General features: G+C 60.1%; 13 protein-coding genes. All 13 read left to right on the top strand.

Annotation, left to right across the window (positions count from 1 at the left end):
- Positions 1–157: 157 nt before the first annotated feature.
- The 13 genes from ACZ5C3_RS03455 to ACZ5C3_RS03515 all read left to right on the top strand — a co-directional run bounded on the left by ACZ5C3_RS03455 (position 158) and on the right by ACZ5C3_RS03515 (position 16,074).
- Positions 158–2,503, top strand: coding sequence for a putative bifunctional diguanylate cyclase/phosphodiesterase (locus ACZ5C3_RS03455; protein ID WP_464035276.1), 2,346 nt, complete (start codon positions 158–160; stop codon positions 2,501–2,503).
- Between the two features lie 291 nt (positions 2,504–2,794).
- Positions 2,795–3,547 (top strand): N-acyl amino acid synthase FeeM domain-containing protein, encoded by a 753-nt coding sequence (locus ACZ5C3_RS03460; RefSeq protein WP_464044775.1) that lies wholly within the window; start codon positions 2,795–2,797, stop codon positions 3,545–3,547.
- 577 nt (positions 3,548–4,124) lie between these two features.
- Complete coding sequence (pal, locus tag ACZ5C3_RS03465; RefSeq protein ID WP_464035277.1) at positions 4,125–4,622, top strand: peptidoglycan-associated lipoprotein Pal; 498 nt, start codon at positions 4,125–4,127, stop codon at positions 4,620–4,622.
- Positions 4,623–4,771: 149 nt separating this feature from the next.
- Positions 4,772–5,839 (top strand): tol-pal system protein YbgF, encoded by a 1,068-nt coding sequence (gene ybgF, locus ACZ5C3_RS03470; RefSeq protein WP_464035279.1) that lies wholly within the window; start codon positions 4,772–4,774, stop codon positions 5,837–5,839.
- A gap of 110 nt (positions 5,840–5,949) precedes the next feature.
- Positions 5,950–6,978, top strand: coding sequence for a tRNA lysidine(34) synthetase TilS (tilS, locus tag ACZ5C3_RS03475; protein ID WP_464035280.1), 1,029 nt, complete (start codon positions 5,950–5,952; stop codon positions 6,976–6,978).
- A 274-nt stretch (positions 6,979–7,252) separates the two neighbouring features.
- On the top strand, positions 7,253–9,169 hold the full coding sequence (gene ftsH, locus ACZ5C3_RS03480; protein ID WP_464035282.1) for an ATP-dependent zinc metalloprotease FtsH: 1,917 nt from the start codon (positions 7,253–7,255) through the stop codon (positions 9,167–9,169).
- Between the two features lie 242 nt (positions 9,170–9,411).
- Positions 9,412–10,170: an AzlC family ABC transporter permease gene (locus ACZ5C3_RS03485; protein ID WP_464035284.1), complete on the top strand. Its 759-nt coding sequence runs from the start codon at positions 9,412–9,414 to the stop codon at positions 10,168–10,170.
- Complete coding sequence (locus ACZ5C3_RS03490) at positions 10,167–10,484, top strand: AzlD family protein (protein ID WP_464035286.1); 318 nt, start codon at positions 10,167–10,169, stop codon at positions 10,482–10,484. Before ACZ5C3_RS03485 ends, ACZ5C3_RS03490 begins: the two co-directional genes overlap by 4 nt.
- 124 nt (positions 10,485–10,608) lie before the next feature.
- Positions 10,609–11,301 (top strand): TetR/AcrR family transcriptional regulator, encoded by a 693-nt coding sequence (locus ACZ5C3_RS03495; protein WP_464035288.1) that lies wholly within the window; start codon positions 10,609–10,611, stop codon positions 11,299–11,301.
- A gap of 116 nt (positions 11,302–11,417) precedes the next feature.
- Positions 11,418–12,911: an FAD-linked oxidase C-terminal domain-containing protein gene (locus ACZ5C3_RS03500; RefSeq protein WP_464035289.1), complete on the top strand. Its 1,494-nt coding sequence runs from the start codon at positions 11,418–11,420 to the stop codon at positions 12,909–12,911.
- A gap of 56 nt (positions 12,912–12,967) precedes the next feature.
- Positions 12,968–14,200 carry an FAD-binding protein gene (locus tag ACZ5C3_RS03505; protein WP_464035291.1) on the top strand — a complete coding sequence of 411 codons (1,233 nt, stop codon included), beginning with the start codon at positions 12,968–12,970 and terminating at the stop codon, positions 14,198–14,200.
- Positions 14,201–14,218: 18 nt separating this feature from the next.
- Complete coding sequence (gene glcF / locus ACZ5C3_RS03510; protein ID WP_464035293.1) at positions 14,219–15,553, top strand: glycolate oxidase subunit GlcF; 1,335 nt, start codon at positions 14,219–14,221, stop codon at positions 15,551–15,553.
- 71 nt (positions 15,554–15,624) lie between these two features.
- Positions 15,625–16,074 (top strand): histone, encoded by a 450-nt coding sequence (locus ACZ5C3_RS03515; RefSeq protein WP_464044520.1) that lies wholly within the window; start codon positions 15,625–15,627, stop codon positions 16,072–16,074.
- Positions 16,075–16,326 lie beyond the last annotated feature (252 nt).

The following is a 16,326-nucleotide window of genomic DNA, read 5'->3' on the forward strand; positions in this document are numbered from 1 at the left end:
TGCGGCATATCGGCAAGGATTGCCTAGTTTGCTGAATTCATAGACGAATTTCGTGTTTTTGGGTTCCGTATAAGATTTCGAAAACCATGTTCGCTCAGAAAGGCTTCATCTGCTCGCGCTAACAATTGCTCTTCAAAATCAGGGCAATTGGTAGCTGATGCAGCTCGTTGAAGCCGAACTGAAGAGCGACGACGATCGCTTGCCGCCGACGATTTACGCGTCGCTCGTCGATTCTCTTTTTCAGAATTTTATGCCGATCTTCGCGGGTACGGTGACGGCATCGATCGCCGCCGTCATGACGGCGATCAAGACCGGCAACCAGTTGATCTGGCCGTGCGCGGTCTGGATCGTCATGGTCGGTATCGCCCGCACGTTCCAGATGCGGAAGTATGAGATCGAGCGTCGTGAGACACCGCTGACACCGGAACGCGCGGCCTGGTGGGAGCCTCGCTACAAGGTGCTCGCCGATCTCTACGCCAGCTCCCTTGGCTTATGGTGTGCGGTCGTTGTGCTTGGAAGCGACGATGCTGTCGCACACATGCTCTGCACCGCCGTTACGATCGGTTACACCGCTGCGGGTGCCGGCCGTAACTATGGCCGCCCGCTGATTATCCAGCTGCATATTCTGTTCGCGTGCGCGCCGCTCTCGATCGCACTCATCATTCATGGCAACCCTTATTACCTGGGTCTTGGGTTGCTGCTGGTGCTGTTCTTCATCGGTCTCAAATACATCAATCTCAACCTTCATCGGATTTTCGTGAAGGCGAGAATTACCAGCGAACGCCTGGCGTCCATCGCCGGGCAGTTCGATACCGCGTTGAACAACATGCCGCACGGGTTGTGCATGTTCGGCCCCGACGGATGCCTCGCGGTGATGAACAACCGTTTCACCGCCATGATGGCTTTGCCGGAGAACATGGCGCATCTCGGCGCGTCTTTCAGCGAAGTGGTGGCGGCCTGCGTCAAGGCAAGGTCGCTGTCGCCGGAGAATGCCGAAGAGATCGTTCACGAAATCGAACGGACGAAAGCCGCGGAAGTCATCACGGTCAATAGTGAGCGCCGCAGCGAGCGGTCGTTGTCATGGAATTTTCAGCCGATGGTGGGCGGCGGGACCGTCGTGCTGGTGGAAGACATTACAGAGCGGCGTAATGCCGAAGCCAAGATCAGTCATATGGCTCGCTTCGACGAGCTGACGGGCTTGCCGAACCGGCTCAATTTCCGCAACCAGATCGAACAGATGCTGGCGCATCCGTCAGCCGAGGCGCCTCTATCCGCGTTGCTGTTTATCGACCTCGATCAATTCAAACAGGTCAACGACACGCTGGGCCATCCCAGCGGCGATACGCTTCTTTGTGCCGTCACCGCTCGCTTGCGCGGATTGTTGCGGCCGAATGACCTTGTTGCCCGGTTCGGCGGCGACGAATTCGTGGTCTTCCAACGCAATCTTCACTCCGCAGAAGACGCAGCCTCGCTCGCGCGCCGGATCGTCAGCCGTTTGAGCGAGCGTTACGAAGTGGATCAGCACCTCGTCGAAATCGGTGCCAGCGTCGGTATCGCTCTTACGCCGCCAAATGGTGGCGCCAGCGCGGATACGCTTTTGAAAAACGCCGATATGGCTTTGTACCGCGCTAAGGCCGATGGCCGCGGCACGTTCTGTTTCTTCCGCGACGAGATGGCTCAGACCGTAGAGGCACGGCGCGTGCTCGAACTGGATTTGCGCCAGGCGCTCGCGCACGAGGAGTTCGAGCTCTATTACCAGCCGCTGGTGAATCTGAAGAGTGGCCGCATCTCCACCTGCGAGGCGTTGCTGCGCTGGAATCATCCCACGCGCGGAGCGGTGTCGCCGGCCGACATTATCCCGGTGGTGGAGGATATGGGTCTCATCGTTGACCTTGGCCGCTGGATCCTGCGCAAGGCCTGCATGGAGTGTATGAAGTGGCCGGAGGGCGTCAGCGTTGCGGTGAACTTCTCGCCCCAGCAATTTCACCAGCGCGACGTCATGAGCGAGGTCCGCTACGCCCTCGAAGTATCGGGCTTGCCGCCTCAACGCCTGGAGATCGAAATCACCGAATCGTCGCTGCTGCGTAACACGCAATGGACACTCGATGTTCTGGAGCAACTGCGCGCTGCCGGTGTCCGCATCTCGCTGGACGATTTTGGTACCGGCTATTCAAGCTTGAGCTACCTGCACAATTTCCCGCTTCAGAAGGTGAAGATCGACCGTTCGTTCCTCGAAGGCATCGGCAACGACCGGCCGCTGACGTTGTTGCGCGGTGTTGCGCGCCTGAGCGCGGACCTTGGCATGTCGGTGGTGGTCGAAGGCGTGGAAACGAACGAGCAGCTCGAGCTGATCAGTGCCGACGGGGCCGTGACCGAGGTCCAGGGGTATGTTTTCAGTCCGCCGGTCCCCGCGCAGCAGATCAGGCAGCTCGTCACTGCTTCGCATAGCCGCGTTGCCAAGGACGCAGGAGCGAAGAGCGCAGCACTGCGCTCGATCGCCTAGTGTCCCGATTCCAAAGTTCGCATTCAAGACTCGCCGCGCGACTGATGCGGACTTTTGAACCGCCGCACTGAGAACTCTTTATTCTCCAAAGTCTTCCCGCCGCAGCACTAAATTCTCCGATCGCTGAACCATTGCGCGTGAAATCGCGACAAACGACTCGGCGCGGGCCAACGAAGTGATTGGGTGATGATTAACCCTAATATCGTAGCCTCTTTGCATCTTTCTTAAGAAGGCTTTAACCTTCTCGTACTGTTCGGAAATGGAAATTGCAGGTCAGTGGCCGGAGGCATGATGGGATCGGCGCTTCAAAATACCGGCCGCGCTCTCGAAAAAAGGATCGATCTCCTCGACCGGGTTGATTACCGGCTCGCGGAAACCGATGCCGACAGGGAAGCGATCTATCGTCTTCGCTATCGCGCCTATCTGTCCGAAGGCGCCATTGAACCCCGTAAAGACCATAGGCTTGCTGATCGCTTCGACGACGCGCCGAATTCCTGGACGTTTGGCATATATGTCGATGGTTCGCTGGCGAGTTCTTTGCGCATCAGCGTGGCCTCTCCGGAAAATCCCGATACGCCGGCGGTCGATGCATTTGGCGATTTGCTGGAGCCAGAGCTCGCAAGAGGGAAGGTCATCGTCGATCCGAACCGCTTTGTCGCGGATCCGTTTCGAGAGAACCGCATTCCTGAACTTCCCTATGTGACGCTGCGTTTGGCCTATGTTGCCTGCGCTTATTTCAATGCCGACATCGGGACAGCGACCGTCCGTAAGGAGCACCAGGCATTCTACCGGCGTGTCTTTATGCATACGCCGCTCTGCGCGCCGCGGCCGTATCCGAGCCTGATCAAGCCGCTGGGCCTGATGGCCGTGAACTTCAACGAGCTAAAGGAAAAGGTTTTCCAGCGTTATCCGTTCTTCCGGTCCAGCTTTTTTGAGCGCCGGATGCTGTTCGAGCGCCAGCATGATACTTTGCAGCCGCTGGCGCCGGTTTTGACGCTGCCGGATTTTCCGTTTGAACGAAGCCCGGTCCGCTCCTCATCCTGAGCGGAACACCGTATCGAATGTCACAGTTGGAAAATGAACGGGCCTCGAACAGCAGTTCGGGGCCGTTTTCGTTTAGTGTGGCGGTTCAGAAGTCCGCATCATTCGTGCGGCGAGTCTGGAGTGCGGACTTCTGAACCAAAGCCACATGAGTGGAGTGGATTTGACATTCGCTCCCCACTCGGCTGCGAGTTCGTCAAGCGAATGTCAAATCCAAAACTCCACTCAAAACTCATATTGGCTAGTGGTCCTTTGATTCTAACATTCGCAGGAGAGGTGCCTGATGAAATGGGATGCGAATGTTAGAATCGGACCACTAGATCAATAGCTTGCTAATGTCCTTCGATTCCGAAGTTCGCAAACGAAGGTGCCGCGGGATAGTGCGAACTTCGGAATCGGGACACTAGCATTCACCGTCGCGCCATATTTATCGCGCATTAACCATCGCCGTGGGTTTCACCCGTTAGTTGGCATTTGATGGGCCTTGGCAACGTCTCATCAAGGTTGACGGAACGTTCGCTTAACTAACCCCCTGTAGACCGGACGCTAGTCCATAAAACCAGAGCGTGGAGGCTCCGGAATGAAATCTCAAATGCGTATCCTCCAGGGATTGAAACTGGCCGCCGTTTTGGCTGTGGCGCTGTCGATGGGCGCCTGCGCGAACAAGAACGGCTTGGGCGGCGCTGATGGCGCCATGGCGAATGCAGCTGTTCCAGGCAGCCAGCAGGATTTCGTGGTGAACGTTGGCGATCGCGTGTTCTTCGAAAGCGATCAGACCGAACTGTCGCCGCAGGCGATCGCGACCCTCGATAAACAGGCACAATGGCTGCAGCAATACAGCCGTTACTCCTTCACCATCGAAGGACACGCTGACGAACGCGGCACGCGCGAATACAACATCGCGCTGGGCGCCAAGCGTGCCCAGTCCGTGAAGAGCTTCCTCGCATCGCGTGGTATCGATGCGCGCCGCATGCGGACGATCTCGTACGGCAAGGAGCGCCCCGTCGCGGTGTGTAATGACATCTCGTGCTGGTCGCAGAACCGCCGCGCGGTCACTGTGCTGAACGCCAGCTCCTAAGGTGATTTGGTATCTTTAAAGACAGGAACGGCGCCTTTGAGGGCGCCGTTTTTGTTTCCGCTTCCCCCTGTATGTAGTCACATTTTTGGCGTACTGAACGCTTCAATCTCGATTGCTTTGAAAGCAAAGCCCTTATTTGCCGGGTCAAAATGTCATCCAGGTTTCAAATTCTTGTCTACGCGGCGTTGGTGTCAGCCTCCGCCTGTTGGCCGCTGAGCGCAATGGCGCAGCAGGACGATGTCGATCCTGAAATGCGCATCGATCGGCTGGAAAACCAGCTACGCACGCTCACCGGTCAGAACGAGGAGCTGCAATATCGCAATCGCCAGCTCGAGGAGCAGTTGCGCGCATTGCAGAGCCAGCAGCCTCAACCGGCACCAGGCAATCAGGTGACCGCTCCTCCGCCGCGTCAGGCGTCGCCGAACGTCGTGGCCGCCCCGCCGGCGCAGCAAAATCCCGGTTACTATCCGCCGCCGGCGCAGCAACAGCCGACCTATGGCCAGCAGGCTCAGCCGCAGTACGGTCAGCAACCCGTCGATAGCCCTGCTGTGATCACAGCCGCACCTCCTCCCGGCGGAGGCCGTGGACGCCGCAATGATGCGTTCGACCCCAACCAGAATCCAAATGCGCCGGGCGTTCCGCGCGCCCTGGGCGGCGGTCAGATGCCGGTGACTGAAGGTGCGCCGGTTGGCGCGCCTGGTGGACGTGGCGCCGGAGAGCCGCTCGACTTGTCCAACGTTGGCGGTCCACGTGATCCCTATGGAGCTAATGCCCAGCGCGGCGCACCGCCGCCAGGAAACGCCACAGGTGCGCTGACCACCGCGCCGCCATCGCAGACGCCTCGCGACGAGTTCGATCTCGGTATCGGCTATATTCAGCGGAAGGACTACGCGCTCGCTGAAGAGACCATGCGGAATTTCGCGCAGAAGTACCCGAGCGATGCGCTGGTGCCGGATTCGCAATACTGGCTCGGTGAAAGCCTGTTCCAGCGGCAGAAATATCGTGATGCGGCTGAAGCGTTTCTCGGTGTGACCACGAAGTTCGATACCTCTGCCAAAGCGCCCGATGCATTGTTGCGACTGGGGCAGTCACTGGCTGCCTTGAAGGAGAAGGAAGCCGCCTGCGCAGCGTTTGGAGAAGTGACCCGCAAATATCCGCGTGCGTCCAACGGCGTCAAGCAAGGCGTTAGCCGCGAGCAAAAGCGCGTCGGTTGTTGATGGCTGTTCCCATCGCCGGTGAATTTTCGGCAGAGGGGACACCAACGTATTTTTACGGCATGATCCTTGGAATATCCTTGGAGACGTAATCCGGATCCCCGGACGACATCATGCTCAGACCGAATGCTTCCAAAGTCGTCTCCGCTGCTGATGGGCGACGGCTGTTCGCAGACTGGAAATCGGCGCCCGCCATCGTGTTAGCGGTCTCGGGCGGTCCCGATTCACTTGCTTTGATGTGGCTTGCCGTGCGCTGGCGGAAGACGCTGAAAGCGGGTCCGAAGCTCGTGGCCGTGACGGTCGATCATGGATTACGCACTGAGGCGGCCCGCGAAGCGCGCGACGTCAAGCAGCTCGCGAAATCGCTAGGGATCGAGCACCGCACATTGCGGTGGAGGGATGCCAAGCCGAAAACGGGACTTCCGGCCGCGGCGCGCGAGGCGCGCTATCGCCTGCTGATGCGGGCAGCCCGTGACTGCGGCGCGTCACACGTCTTCACGGCGCATACGCAGGACGACCAGGCAGAAACCTTTATCATGCGGATGTCGCGCGGCAGCGGCATTGCAGGTCTCGCGGCCATGGCGCGTGAAACGATGCGTGATGGGGTAATCCTCGCGCGGCCTTTGCTCGACGTTCCGAAAGCTCAACTGGTTGCTTCCCTCGCCAAAGCCGGGATCGAATTTGCGAACGATCCAACCAATCATGATGTGCGCTTCACCCGTCCGCGGTTGCGCGCGTTGATGCCGGCGCTGGCGGCGGAGGGGGCGGACTCGCACAGCCTCTCACGGCTCACCGCGCGATTGGCGCGTGCCAATGCGGCGCTGGAGGCCATGACCGACGGTGCCGAGCGATATCTGAAAAGCATGAACGGCCCGGAGGCCGGGGTCGATTTCGCGGCCTTTACCGCCATGTCGGACGAAATTCGCGTCCGGCTTCTACTCCGTGCGATCAGTCGCATCGGGCATGAAGGGCCGGCGGAGCTCGGCAAGGTCGAAGCCTTGCTGCAGGCAATGGATGACGCGGTGTGCGGAAAAGCGCGCCAGAAAACGGGCGTCCGGTTCAAGCAGACGCTGGCCGGAGCAGTCATCAGCATCACGCGCAATCGGATTCTCGTCGCCCCAGCGCCCCTACGTCGTCGCTAGTGTCTCGAATCTGCTGAAAATCCGGCGCCCCCCTCTGAACCGCCACACAAAACGCAGGGCAGATCGCAGAAAATACCTTAACCACTGTTGAAATCGCCATGGCGAACGCCCTTATTTCACCCGGAATGGCGGTAATATGCGTTAAATAGTCCTAAGGGGTTCCCTTGGCATCTAGGGGAGCCGCACCTAGATTGTATTGCAACCCGCCTGGAAAAATCCTGTTGCCGGCCCAAGGATATAAGGCCGTAATTCGCTCGGCCACGAAGGAAGCCCAATGAACGCCAACCTGCGCAATTTCGCCCTGTGGGTCATCATCGTCTTGCTGCTGTTGGCATTGTTCACGCTTTTCCAGAATCCTGGGCAGCGCGCCGCGTCGCAAGACATCTCATTCTCACAGCTTCTGACCGAGGTCGATCAGAGCCGCGTCCGTGATGTGGTTATCCAGGGGCCGGACATTAACGGAACCTTCACCAACGGCTCGACCTTCCACACCTATGCGCCAAGCGATCCGTCGCTGATCAAGCGGCTGTACGACGCCAAGGTGTCGATCACTGCGAAGCCTCCGGGCGACAACGTGCCGTGGTTCGTGTCGTTGCTGGTTTCCTGGCTGCCGTTCATTGCCCTGATTGGTGTGTGGATTTTCCTGTCCCGCCAGATGCAGGGAGGTGCCGGCAAGGCGATGGGCTTTGGCAAGTCGCGGGCAAAAATGCTTACAGAGGCTCATGGCCGGGTGACGTTTGAAGACGTGGCCGGTGTCGATGAAGCCAAGCAGGACCTTCAGGAAATCGTCGAATTTCTGCGTGATCCGGGCAAGTTCCAGCGCCTGGGTGGACGCATTCCACGCGGCGTGCTGCTGGTCGGCCCTCCCGGTACCGGTAAGACGTTGATCGCCCGTGCAGTTGCTGGCGAAGCCAACGTGCCGTTCTTCACGATCTCCGGTTCGGACTTCGTTGAAATGTTCGTCGGCGTCGGCGCGAGCCGCGTCCGCGACATGTTCGAGCAGGCAAAGAAGAATGCGCCGTGCATCATCTTTATCGACGAAATCGACGCGGTCGGCCGTCATCGCGGCGCCGGTCTCGGCGGCGGTAACGATGAACGCGAACAGACGCTCAACCAGTTGCTGGTCGAAATGGATGGCTTTGAAGCCAACGAGGGCGTGATCCTGATCGCGGCGACCAACCGTCCCGACGTGCTGGATCCTGCGCTGCTGCGTCCAGGCCGCTTCGACCGTCAGGTCGTTGTTCCCAATCCGGACGTTGTCGGCCGCGAACAGATCCTCAAGGTCCATGTTCGCAAGGTGCCGCTGGCGCCGGATATCAATCTGAAGACCATCGCACGCGGGACGCCGGGCTTTTCGGGTGCCGACCTGATGAACCTCGTCAACGAGGCCGCGCTGACGGCTGCTCGCCGCAACAAGCGCATGGTCACCCAGGCCGAGTTCGAAGAGGCCAAAGACAAGGTCATGATGGGCGCCGAACGCAAATCGCTCGTCATGACCGAGGAAGAGAAGCTGCTGACCGCCTATCATGAAGGCGGCCATGCTATCGTCGGCCTCAACGTCATTGCGACCGACCCGATCCACAAGGCGACCATCATTCCGCGCGGCCGTGCGCTGGGCATGGTCATGCAGTTGCCCGAGCGCGACAAGCTTTCGATGTCGCTCGAACAGATGACGTCCCGCCTCGCCATCATGATGGGTGGCCGTGTCGCGGAAGAGCTGATCTTCGGCCGCGAGAAGGTCACGTCGGGTGCTTCGTCCGACATCGAGCAGGCCACGCGCCTGGCCCGAATGATGGTCACGCGCTGGGGCTTGTCGGAAAAGCTCGGCACTGTGTCCTATGGTGAGAACCAGGACGAAGTGTTCCTCGGCATGTCAGTATCGCGGACTCAGAATGCCTCTGAGGCTACGGTTCAGATGATCGACGGTGAAATCAAGCGGCTGGTCGAGGAAGGCTATCAGGAGGCGACCCGCATTCTTACCGAGAAGCGCGAGGATCTTGAAACACTTGCCAAGGGCTTGCTGGAGTTCGAGACACTCTCCGGTGATGAAATCACCGATTTGCTGAACGGCAAGAAGCCAAATCGCGAGTCCGTGCTCGAGCCGACAGGTCCGCGCACCTCCGCGGTGCCTCCCGCTGGGAAGCCCCGTCCTCGGCCTGACCCGGGTCTCGAGCCGCAGCCGCAGGCGTAAGCCTCACACATCGCTGACTTCAGAAAGGCCGGTTTTCCAACCGGCCTTTCTTTTGAGCCCCATGCGAGTGTCCTGAATCCGAAGGTCGCCTCAAGGACCGTCGGAAAAATGAAGCGAACTTCTGAACTACCACACAAGCGCATGGGCTATATGCATTCGGCCCTTCTAGGACCTAGGTCGCACGTGAGCGGCTTGACCGCGCGCCGCATTCGCCGCACCCATGATGTTCAAGCGGATGCAGCATGACGACCCAACCGACACCTCCCGACCACTTTCACGAACCAGCCTACTGGTCTCGCAAAGCCATCGTCCCCGGCATCTATGCCATCTCTCCGATGCTCCCCGGCACGATTGCTTTCGGTCTCGCGTTTGGCGCGCTGTGCGCGCAGAAGAACTTCACGCTGGCGGAGGTGCAGGTGATGATGGCCTTCGTCTACGGAGGGCTGTCTCAGTTCGTGGCTGTTCAATCCTGGCCCGATACGCTGACGGTGTCTTCGATTGCGACGCTGGCGCTGCTCACCACCACGGTCAACATTCGCTTCTCGCTGATGAGCGCGAGTTTGCGGCCTTGGTTCGGAACGTTGCCGACGTGGCAGTCCTATCCGTCGATGCTGCTGGTGACCGATGGCGGCTGGCTCGCTGCCACGCGCTATCGAAATCACGGCGGCGCCGACGCATCGTTCTTCGTGGGCGGGGGCATCCTGCTTTATGTCGTTTGGTTCCTATCGTCGGTGCCGGGATATCTGATCGCTGGGCAACTGACTGACCCGAAGAAGTACGGCGTCGATCTGATCATGCCGGCTTTCTACGCGGCGATGCTGGTGCCAGCGTGGAAAGGTCCGCGCCTGGCAATTCCATGGCTCGTCGCAGGTGCCGTTGCCTTGACGGTGCATTGGCTGGTGCCAGGCTGGTGGTTCATCATCACCGGTGCATTGTCCGGCGCCATCAGCGCGGGGCTGATGGACGAGCCTGCAACGCAGGACGAGGGGCCGCCGGCATGAGCGATCTGGTTCGTTCCGACGTCATGATCGCCTTTGCGGTGATGATGGTGGTGACGGTGGCCTCGCGCCTCGGTGGCTTCTGGCTGATGGGGTACGTCAACATCACGCCGCGCGTGCGGCGAATGCTGGACGCCTTGCCGGGGTCGATCATTATCGCCGCCGCGCTGCCGGTGGCCGTCAATGGCGGCCCGGTCGTCCTGCTCGCCATCGCAGCTGCGGTCGCCACCACCATCATCCGGCGCAATGAATTTGTCGCCGTCATCACTGGCATGTTGGTGGCAGCGCTGGCGCGTGCGATGGGATTCAGTGGTTGAGTTTTTTGGACTGGGTTTTGGACTTGAGTTTTTGCTGCAGTGCGAATTTTAATGCAGTTGTTTCAAATAACTTGTTTCCCGATTTGAATTATTGTTCACTTCTTTCGGGAGGCAAGCGACGTCAATGGTTTACAGGCGAACTCATCAGGTCGTGAAACGCCTCGCAGCGCGACGCAATGCAATCCTTGCAGCGGCGCGCGATGCGGCAGCAGAAGGTGGAATGGGCGCGGTTCAAATTGCGCCCGTGGCTACACGTGCCAATGTCGCGGCGGGGACGGTGTACCGCTATTTTCCCTCGAAGGCTGATCTGATTTCAGAGCTCATCGCGGATGTTTCGCGGACGGAACTCGCAGCCATTCGTCGGGCTTCGGATGCAGCGCCGGGACCATCGTCAGCCCTGGCGGCTGCTGTGACGACCATTGCAGTTCACGTGGTGTCGAATCGAAAACTTGCCTGGGGCATCCTCGCCGAGCCGGTCGATGTCGACGTGACGGAATCTCGGATGGCGAGCCGCCGCGAGATTGCTGCCGAAATGGAAACCCGCATCGATGCGGCGGTGCGCGCCGGTCATTTGCCCGCGCAGGATACGGCGCTGGCGGCCACCGCATTGATCGGCGCCTTGCATGAATCATTGGTCGGGCCGCTCGCGCCTGCTGATCTAGATGACCCGGCGAAACTGCGCGATGCAGTGCAGACGATTACCTTATTCGCATTGCGAGCTGTCGGCGTGCTCGACGCCCGTGCGCGTGGCCTTGTCGTCCAGGCCGTGATGCCTGTGATGCCTCCCAAGCGCGAAATAGGCGCCTTGGTCGGCTGACCGATCTTGCCGCGCGGCATGTGTCGCCAGCTTTGAACTATTCAAAACCGGCAAGACGTGCTTGAACGTCAGAAAAATCAAGGCGCGGCACACACCCGTCGCTCGGGAGATTTCTGATGTCCATCATGATGCCTGAAGCCGATCAGGCTGTTCTGAATCGTCGCGAGGAAATCGTTGCGGCGCTGCGCAAGATTGTGCCGGGGGAGGGAGTGATCTCCAGCACTCTGGAGATGATGCCTTATGAATCCGATGCGCTGACGGCATATCGGCAGCCGCCGATGGTGGTGGTGCTCCCGGATACGACCGAACAGGTCTCCCAGGTCCTGAAGTATTGCTACGACAATGGCATCAAGGTGGTTCCGCGTGGATCCGGCACCTCGTTGTCGGGCGGTTCGCTGCCACTCAAGGACGGCGTGTTGCTGGGCCTAGGCAAGTTCAAGCGCGTGCGTGAAATCGATTTCGAGAACCGCGTTGCCGTGGTCGAGCCCGGTGTCACCAATCTCGCCATCAGCCAGGCGGTGGCACATGAAGGCTTTTATTACGCGCCCGATCCCTCATCGCAGATTGCCTGCTCGATCGGCGGCAACATCGGCGAAAACTCCGGCGGCGTGCACAGCCTCAAATACGGCATGACCACCAACAACGTGCTGGGTTGCGAGATCGTGCTGATCACCGGCGAAATTCTGCGGATCGGCAGCAAGGCGCCGGAGACAGACGGCTACGATCTGATGGGCATCATCACCGGCTCCGAGGGCCTTCTTGGCGTCGTGACCGAAGTGACGGTGCGCATCCTGAAAAAGCCGGAAACGGCGCGCGCGCTGATGGTGGGCTTCGCGGAGGTCGAGGCTGCGGGACAATGCGTGGCCGACATCATCGGCGCCGGCATTATTCCCGGCGGCATGGAGATGATGGACCGGAACGCGATCCATGCGGCGGAGGCATTTGTCCACGCCGGATATCCGCTCGACGTCGAAGCGTTGCTGATCATCGAACTGGATGGCCCCGGCGTTGAAGTCGACGAGCTGATCGGACGCGTGGAGAAGATTGCGCGGGATTGCGGGTCGACGACGCTGCAGATTTCCAACTCTGAACAGGAGCGGCTGTTGTTCTGGGCCGGACGCAAGGCGGCGTTCCCGGCGGTCGGACGCATGTCGCCGGATTACTTGTGCATGGACGGCACCATTCCCCGCGGCAAGCTCCCCGAAGCGCTGGCGCGGATCCGTGACCTCTCCGAGAAATACGGGCTACGCGTGGCGAACGTGTTTCATGCCGGCGACGGCAACCTGCACCCGCTCATTCTGTACGATGCGAATATCCCCGAGGAAATGGATAAGGCCGAAGCTTTCGGTGCGGACATTCTGCGGGCCTGTGTCGAGCTTGGCGGCGTGCTGACGGGTGAGCATGGGGTCGGCGTCGAAAAGCGGGATCTGATGCCGGAGATGTTCTCCGACATCGATCTGGCTCAGCAGCAGCGCCTCAAATGCGCGTTCGACACGCAAGGTCTCTTGAATCCCGGTAAGGTGTTTCCGACGCTTCACCGTTGTGCGGAGCTCGGCCGTGTTCACGTCCATGGCGGCAAGCTCGCATTTCCGGACATTCCGCGATTTTAATCGTCCAGAAGCCGGGTGTCCCGGCCAACGTGATTTGTAAAAGAAGCGAGACGCGCGTGGATACTTTGAAAGTTCGAGATGCCAAGGACGTCGAGCAGGCGGTGCGCCACGCGCTCGCTGCAGAACAGCCGCTGGAAATTATCGGCCATGGCAGCAAGCGCGCCATCGGACTGCCGATGGTGACCAACGCGGTGCTGGATCTGTCCGCACTGAATGCCGTGACGTCCTACGAGCCCAGCGAGTTGATCATCACGGTGCAGGCAGGGGCGCCAATTGCCGACGTGTTGTCACTGATCGACTCGAAAAATCAGGAATTCGCGTTCGACCCGATGGATACATCGCTGCTGCTGGGAACGCCGCGCGGCGCAGGCACCATCGGTGGAACGATCTCAGCCGGCCTCGCCGGTCCGCGCCGGATCAAGGCTGGTGGCGCGCGGGATCACCTGCTCGGTGCCGAGGCGGTCTCTGGTTTTGGTGATTCGTTCAAAGCCGGTGGCAAGGTAGTGAAGAACGTCACCGGTTACGATCTCTGCAAGCTCCTGGCGGGTTCATGGGGCACGCTCTCGGTGATGACCGAGGTGACGCTGAAGGTGATGCCCAAGGCCGAGAGCGAGCGCACGTTGGTTTTGCGAGGGCTCGACGACGTCTCAGCTAACAGGGCCATGACGATGGCTCTGGGGTCGTCGTTCGATGTGTCGGGTGTGGCCCACTTGCCCGTTTCGTCGTTGCGTGGTGCCAACGGGACGCTGTCGGGGCTCGGTTCGCTCCAGCAGGCGGTGACGCTGATCCGGCTCGAAGGCATCGGGGCCTCGGTGGTCGATCGCGCCAAATCGGTCAGCGGCATGCTGGCGTCGTTCGGTGCCGTTGACACGATCGAGGACGATATCTCCCGGGCGACATGGGCCGCGGTGCGCGATGTGCTGCCTTTTGCGGCCAATGGACCGCTCGGAGCGTGGCCGGTGTGGCGTATCGTGTGTCCGCCTGCGTCCGGTGGTGCCTTCGGTGAGGCGCTTGCGCGCGACACCGGCGGCGACGTCATTTACGACTGGGGTGGGGGCTTGATCTGGGCTGCCCTGCCGCCTGCGCCGGATGCCCACGCCGCACTGCTGCGCGAGCGGCTGAAGCCGATTGGCGGCCACGCCACCTTGATCCGCGCGAGCGATCAGGTGCGTACCGCGGTTGACGTGTTTCATCCGCAGCAGGCGGGGGTTGCTGCGCTCGGGCAGCGCGTCAAGGCCAGCTTCGATCCCAAGAACATCCTCAACCGCGGCCGCATGGTTCGCGCCTGATCGGGAATTTCTGACGCCATGAAGACCGAATTTTCCGCCGCGCAACTCGCTGATCCGGACATCCGGGAGGCCGACAAGATTTTGCGCGCCTGCGTGCATTGCGGGTTCTGTACCGCGACCTGTCCGACCTATGTGCTGTTGGGCGATGAACTCGATAGCCCGCGCGGCCGCATCTATCTCATCAAGGACATGCTTGAAAATGACCGCAAGCCGACTCAGGAAGTGGTCAAGCATGTCGACCGGTGCCTGTCGTGCCTGGCCTGCATGACCACGTGCCCGTCGGGGGTGAACTATATGCACCTCGTCGATCAGGCGCGGGTGAAGGTCGAGAATGAATATTCCCGACCGCTCTCGGAGCGCTTTCTGCGCTCGGTCCTGGGCACCGTGCTCCCGCGGCCCGGACTATTCAGGGTCAGCATGATGGCGGCCCGGCTGGTCAAACCGCTGGCGTCGCTGTTGCCGGCGTCACCGGCGGGACAAACGGCGCCAACGTTTTTCGACCGGGTCCGCGCCATGCTGGCGCTTGCGCCTACGGCTCTCCCGCAGCCGGGGCCCGCTGGCGGGACCGTCTTTCCGGCAATCGGCACCAAGCGTGGCCGTGTGGCCCTTCTGCAGGGATGTGCCCAGCAGGTGCTGTCACCGGGCATCAACCAGGCCGCCATTCGTTTTCTGACACGCCACGGCATCGAGGTGGTCCTGGTGGCTGACGAGCAGTGCTGCGGCTCGCTGACGCATCATATGGGACAGGATGGTGACGCACTGCGGCGGGCGCGGGCGAACATCGATGTGTGGACCAAGGAGGCCGACAGCAAAGGTCTTGATGCCATCCTGATCACCACGTCGGGGTGCGGCACCACCATCAAGGACTACGGTTATATGCTGCGCGAAGACCGCGCCTACGCGGCAAAGGCCAAGCGCGTTTCGGCGCTTGCGAAGGACGTGACCGAGTATGTGGGAGGTCTGGACATCGCATGGCCGCAAGGTGGCAAGGACCTTGTGGTGGCTTATCACTCAGCGTGTTCTTTGCAGCATGGCCAGAAAATCACACAGCTTCCGAAAGAATTGCTTTCCAAGAGCGGATTCGTGGTGAAAGATGTGCCAGAGAGTCATCTGTGTTGCGGTTCGGCAGGAACGTACAACATCCTCCAGCCCGACATTGCGAAGAGATTGCGCGAACGCAAGATCGCGAATATTGCTTCGGTGAAGCCGGATATCATTTCAGCTGGCAACATCGGCTGTATGGTACAGATCGGCTCAGTGCAGCGTACCGACGGAAAGTCAGTCCCTGTAGTGCACACGGTGGAATTGCTCGATTGGGCGACAGGCGGTCCTCGGCCGGAACTATTGAATTGATCGAAGAGCCCCCGCGATGGGAGTGCTTGAATCGCTGATCGCGTTTGCTCAGCGGAAGCAGGAGGACCACGATGGCTAAAGGTAAGAAGAAGAAGGACAAGAAAAGCAAAAAAGAAAAGAAGCTGATGTTGGCGAAGAAGAGCGCCAAGAAGGCTTCCAAGAAGTCGGCGAAGAAGGTCGCGAAAAAGTCGGCCAAGAAGTCTGCCAAGAAGGCCGCGAAGAAATCCGCCAAGAAGGCGGTGAAGAAGAGCGCCAAGAAGGCTGCAAAGAAATCAGCGAAGAAGGCTGCGAAAAAGTCGGCAGCCAAGAAGGCAGCCGCTCCTAAGAAGGCCGCTGCGAAAAAAGCTGCGCCGAGGAAGCGCGCACCGAAGGCGGCTCCCGCCGAGGAGCCCGCGATGGCCGCTCCGGCTTCCACCGACACCGGCTGGCCTGAGCCCGCGCCCGCCTCGTCACCCGCTCCGGCATCCAGCTGGTCGTCCAGCTTCGGATCGAGCCATAGCGACGACGACAACAACAGCTAAAAACTTCGGTCTGACATGTCAGACGACGCAAAGGCCGCAGCTCTCGCTGCGGCCTTTTTGCATGCTGAACCAGCTGCCACTCAGTCATGTAGAGCGCATCAAAATTCAGATATTGTTATACCGAATCAGTTCACCGTTCTTTCCACTGCCAAAGAACTGAGGCGGCAAAACGGACACCAAATGCCCGGTGCCGCGACCAAAGTGTGTTGTGCGAATGCCACAGTATCGCACAACCTCGCTGGAGGCGCTCCA

Source organism: Afipia dichlorophenoxyacetatis (genome assembly GCF_055386385.1).

Excerpts from the sequence above, each read along its gene's own strand:
- ACZ5C3_RS03455 (WP_464035276.1), top strand. The coding sequence starts at position 158 with ATGCAGCTCGTTGAAGCCGAACTGAAGAGCGACGACGATCGCTTGCCG.
- ACZ5C3_RS03460 (WP_464044775.1), top strand. The coding sequence starts at position 2,795 with ATGGGATCGGCGCTTCAAAATACCGGCCGCGCTCTCGAAAAAAGGATC.
- pal (WP_464035277.1), top strand. The coding sequence starts at position 4,125 with ATGAAATCTCAAATGCGTATCCTCCAGGGATTGAAACTGGCCGCCGTT.
- ybgF (WP_464035279.1), top strand. The coding sequence starts at position 4,772 with ATGTCATCCAGGTTTCAAATTCTTGTCTACGCGGCGTTGGTGTCAGCC.
- tilS (WP_464035280.1), top strand. The coding sequence starts at position 5,950 with ATGCTCAGACCGAATGCTTCCAAAGTCGTCTCCGCTGCTGATGGGCGA.
- ftsH (WP_464035282.1), top strand. The coding sequence starts at position 7,253 with ATGAACGCCAACCTGCGCAATTTCGCCCTGTGGGTCATCATCGTCTTG.
- ACZ5C3_RS03485 (WP_464035284.1), top strand. The coding sequence starts at position 9,412 with ATGACGACCCAACCGACACCTCCCGACCACTTTCACGAACCAGCCTAC.
- ACZ5C3_RS03490 (WP_464035286.1), top strand. The coding sequence starts at position 10,167 with ATGAGCGATCTGGTTCGTTCCGACGTCATGATCGCCTTTGCGGTGATG.
- ACZ5C3_RS03495 (WP_464035288.1), top strand. The coding sequence starts at position 10,609 with ATGGTTTACAGGCGAACTCATCAGGTCGTGAAACGCCTCGCAGCGCGA.
- ACZ5C3_RS03500 (WP_464035289.1), top strand. The coding sequence starts at position 11,418 with ATGTCCATCATGATGCCTGAAGCCGATCAGGCTGTTCTGAATCGTCGC.
- glcF (WP_464035293.1), top strand. The coding sequence starts at position 14,219 with ATGAAGACCGAATTTTCCGCCGCGCAACTCGCTGATCCGGACATCCGG.
- ACZ5C3_RS03515 (WP_464044520.1), top strand. The coding sequence starts at position 15,625 with ATGGCTAAAGGTAAGAAGAAGAAGGACAAGAAAAGCAAAAAAGAAAAG.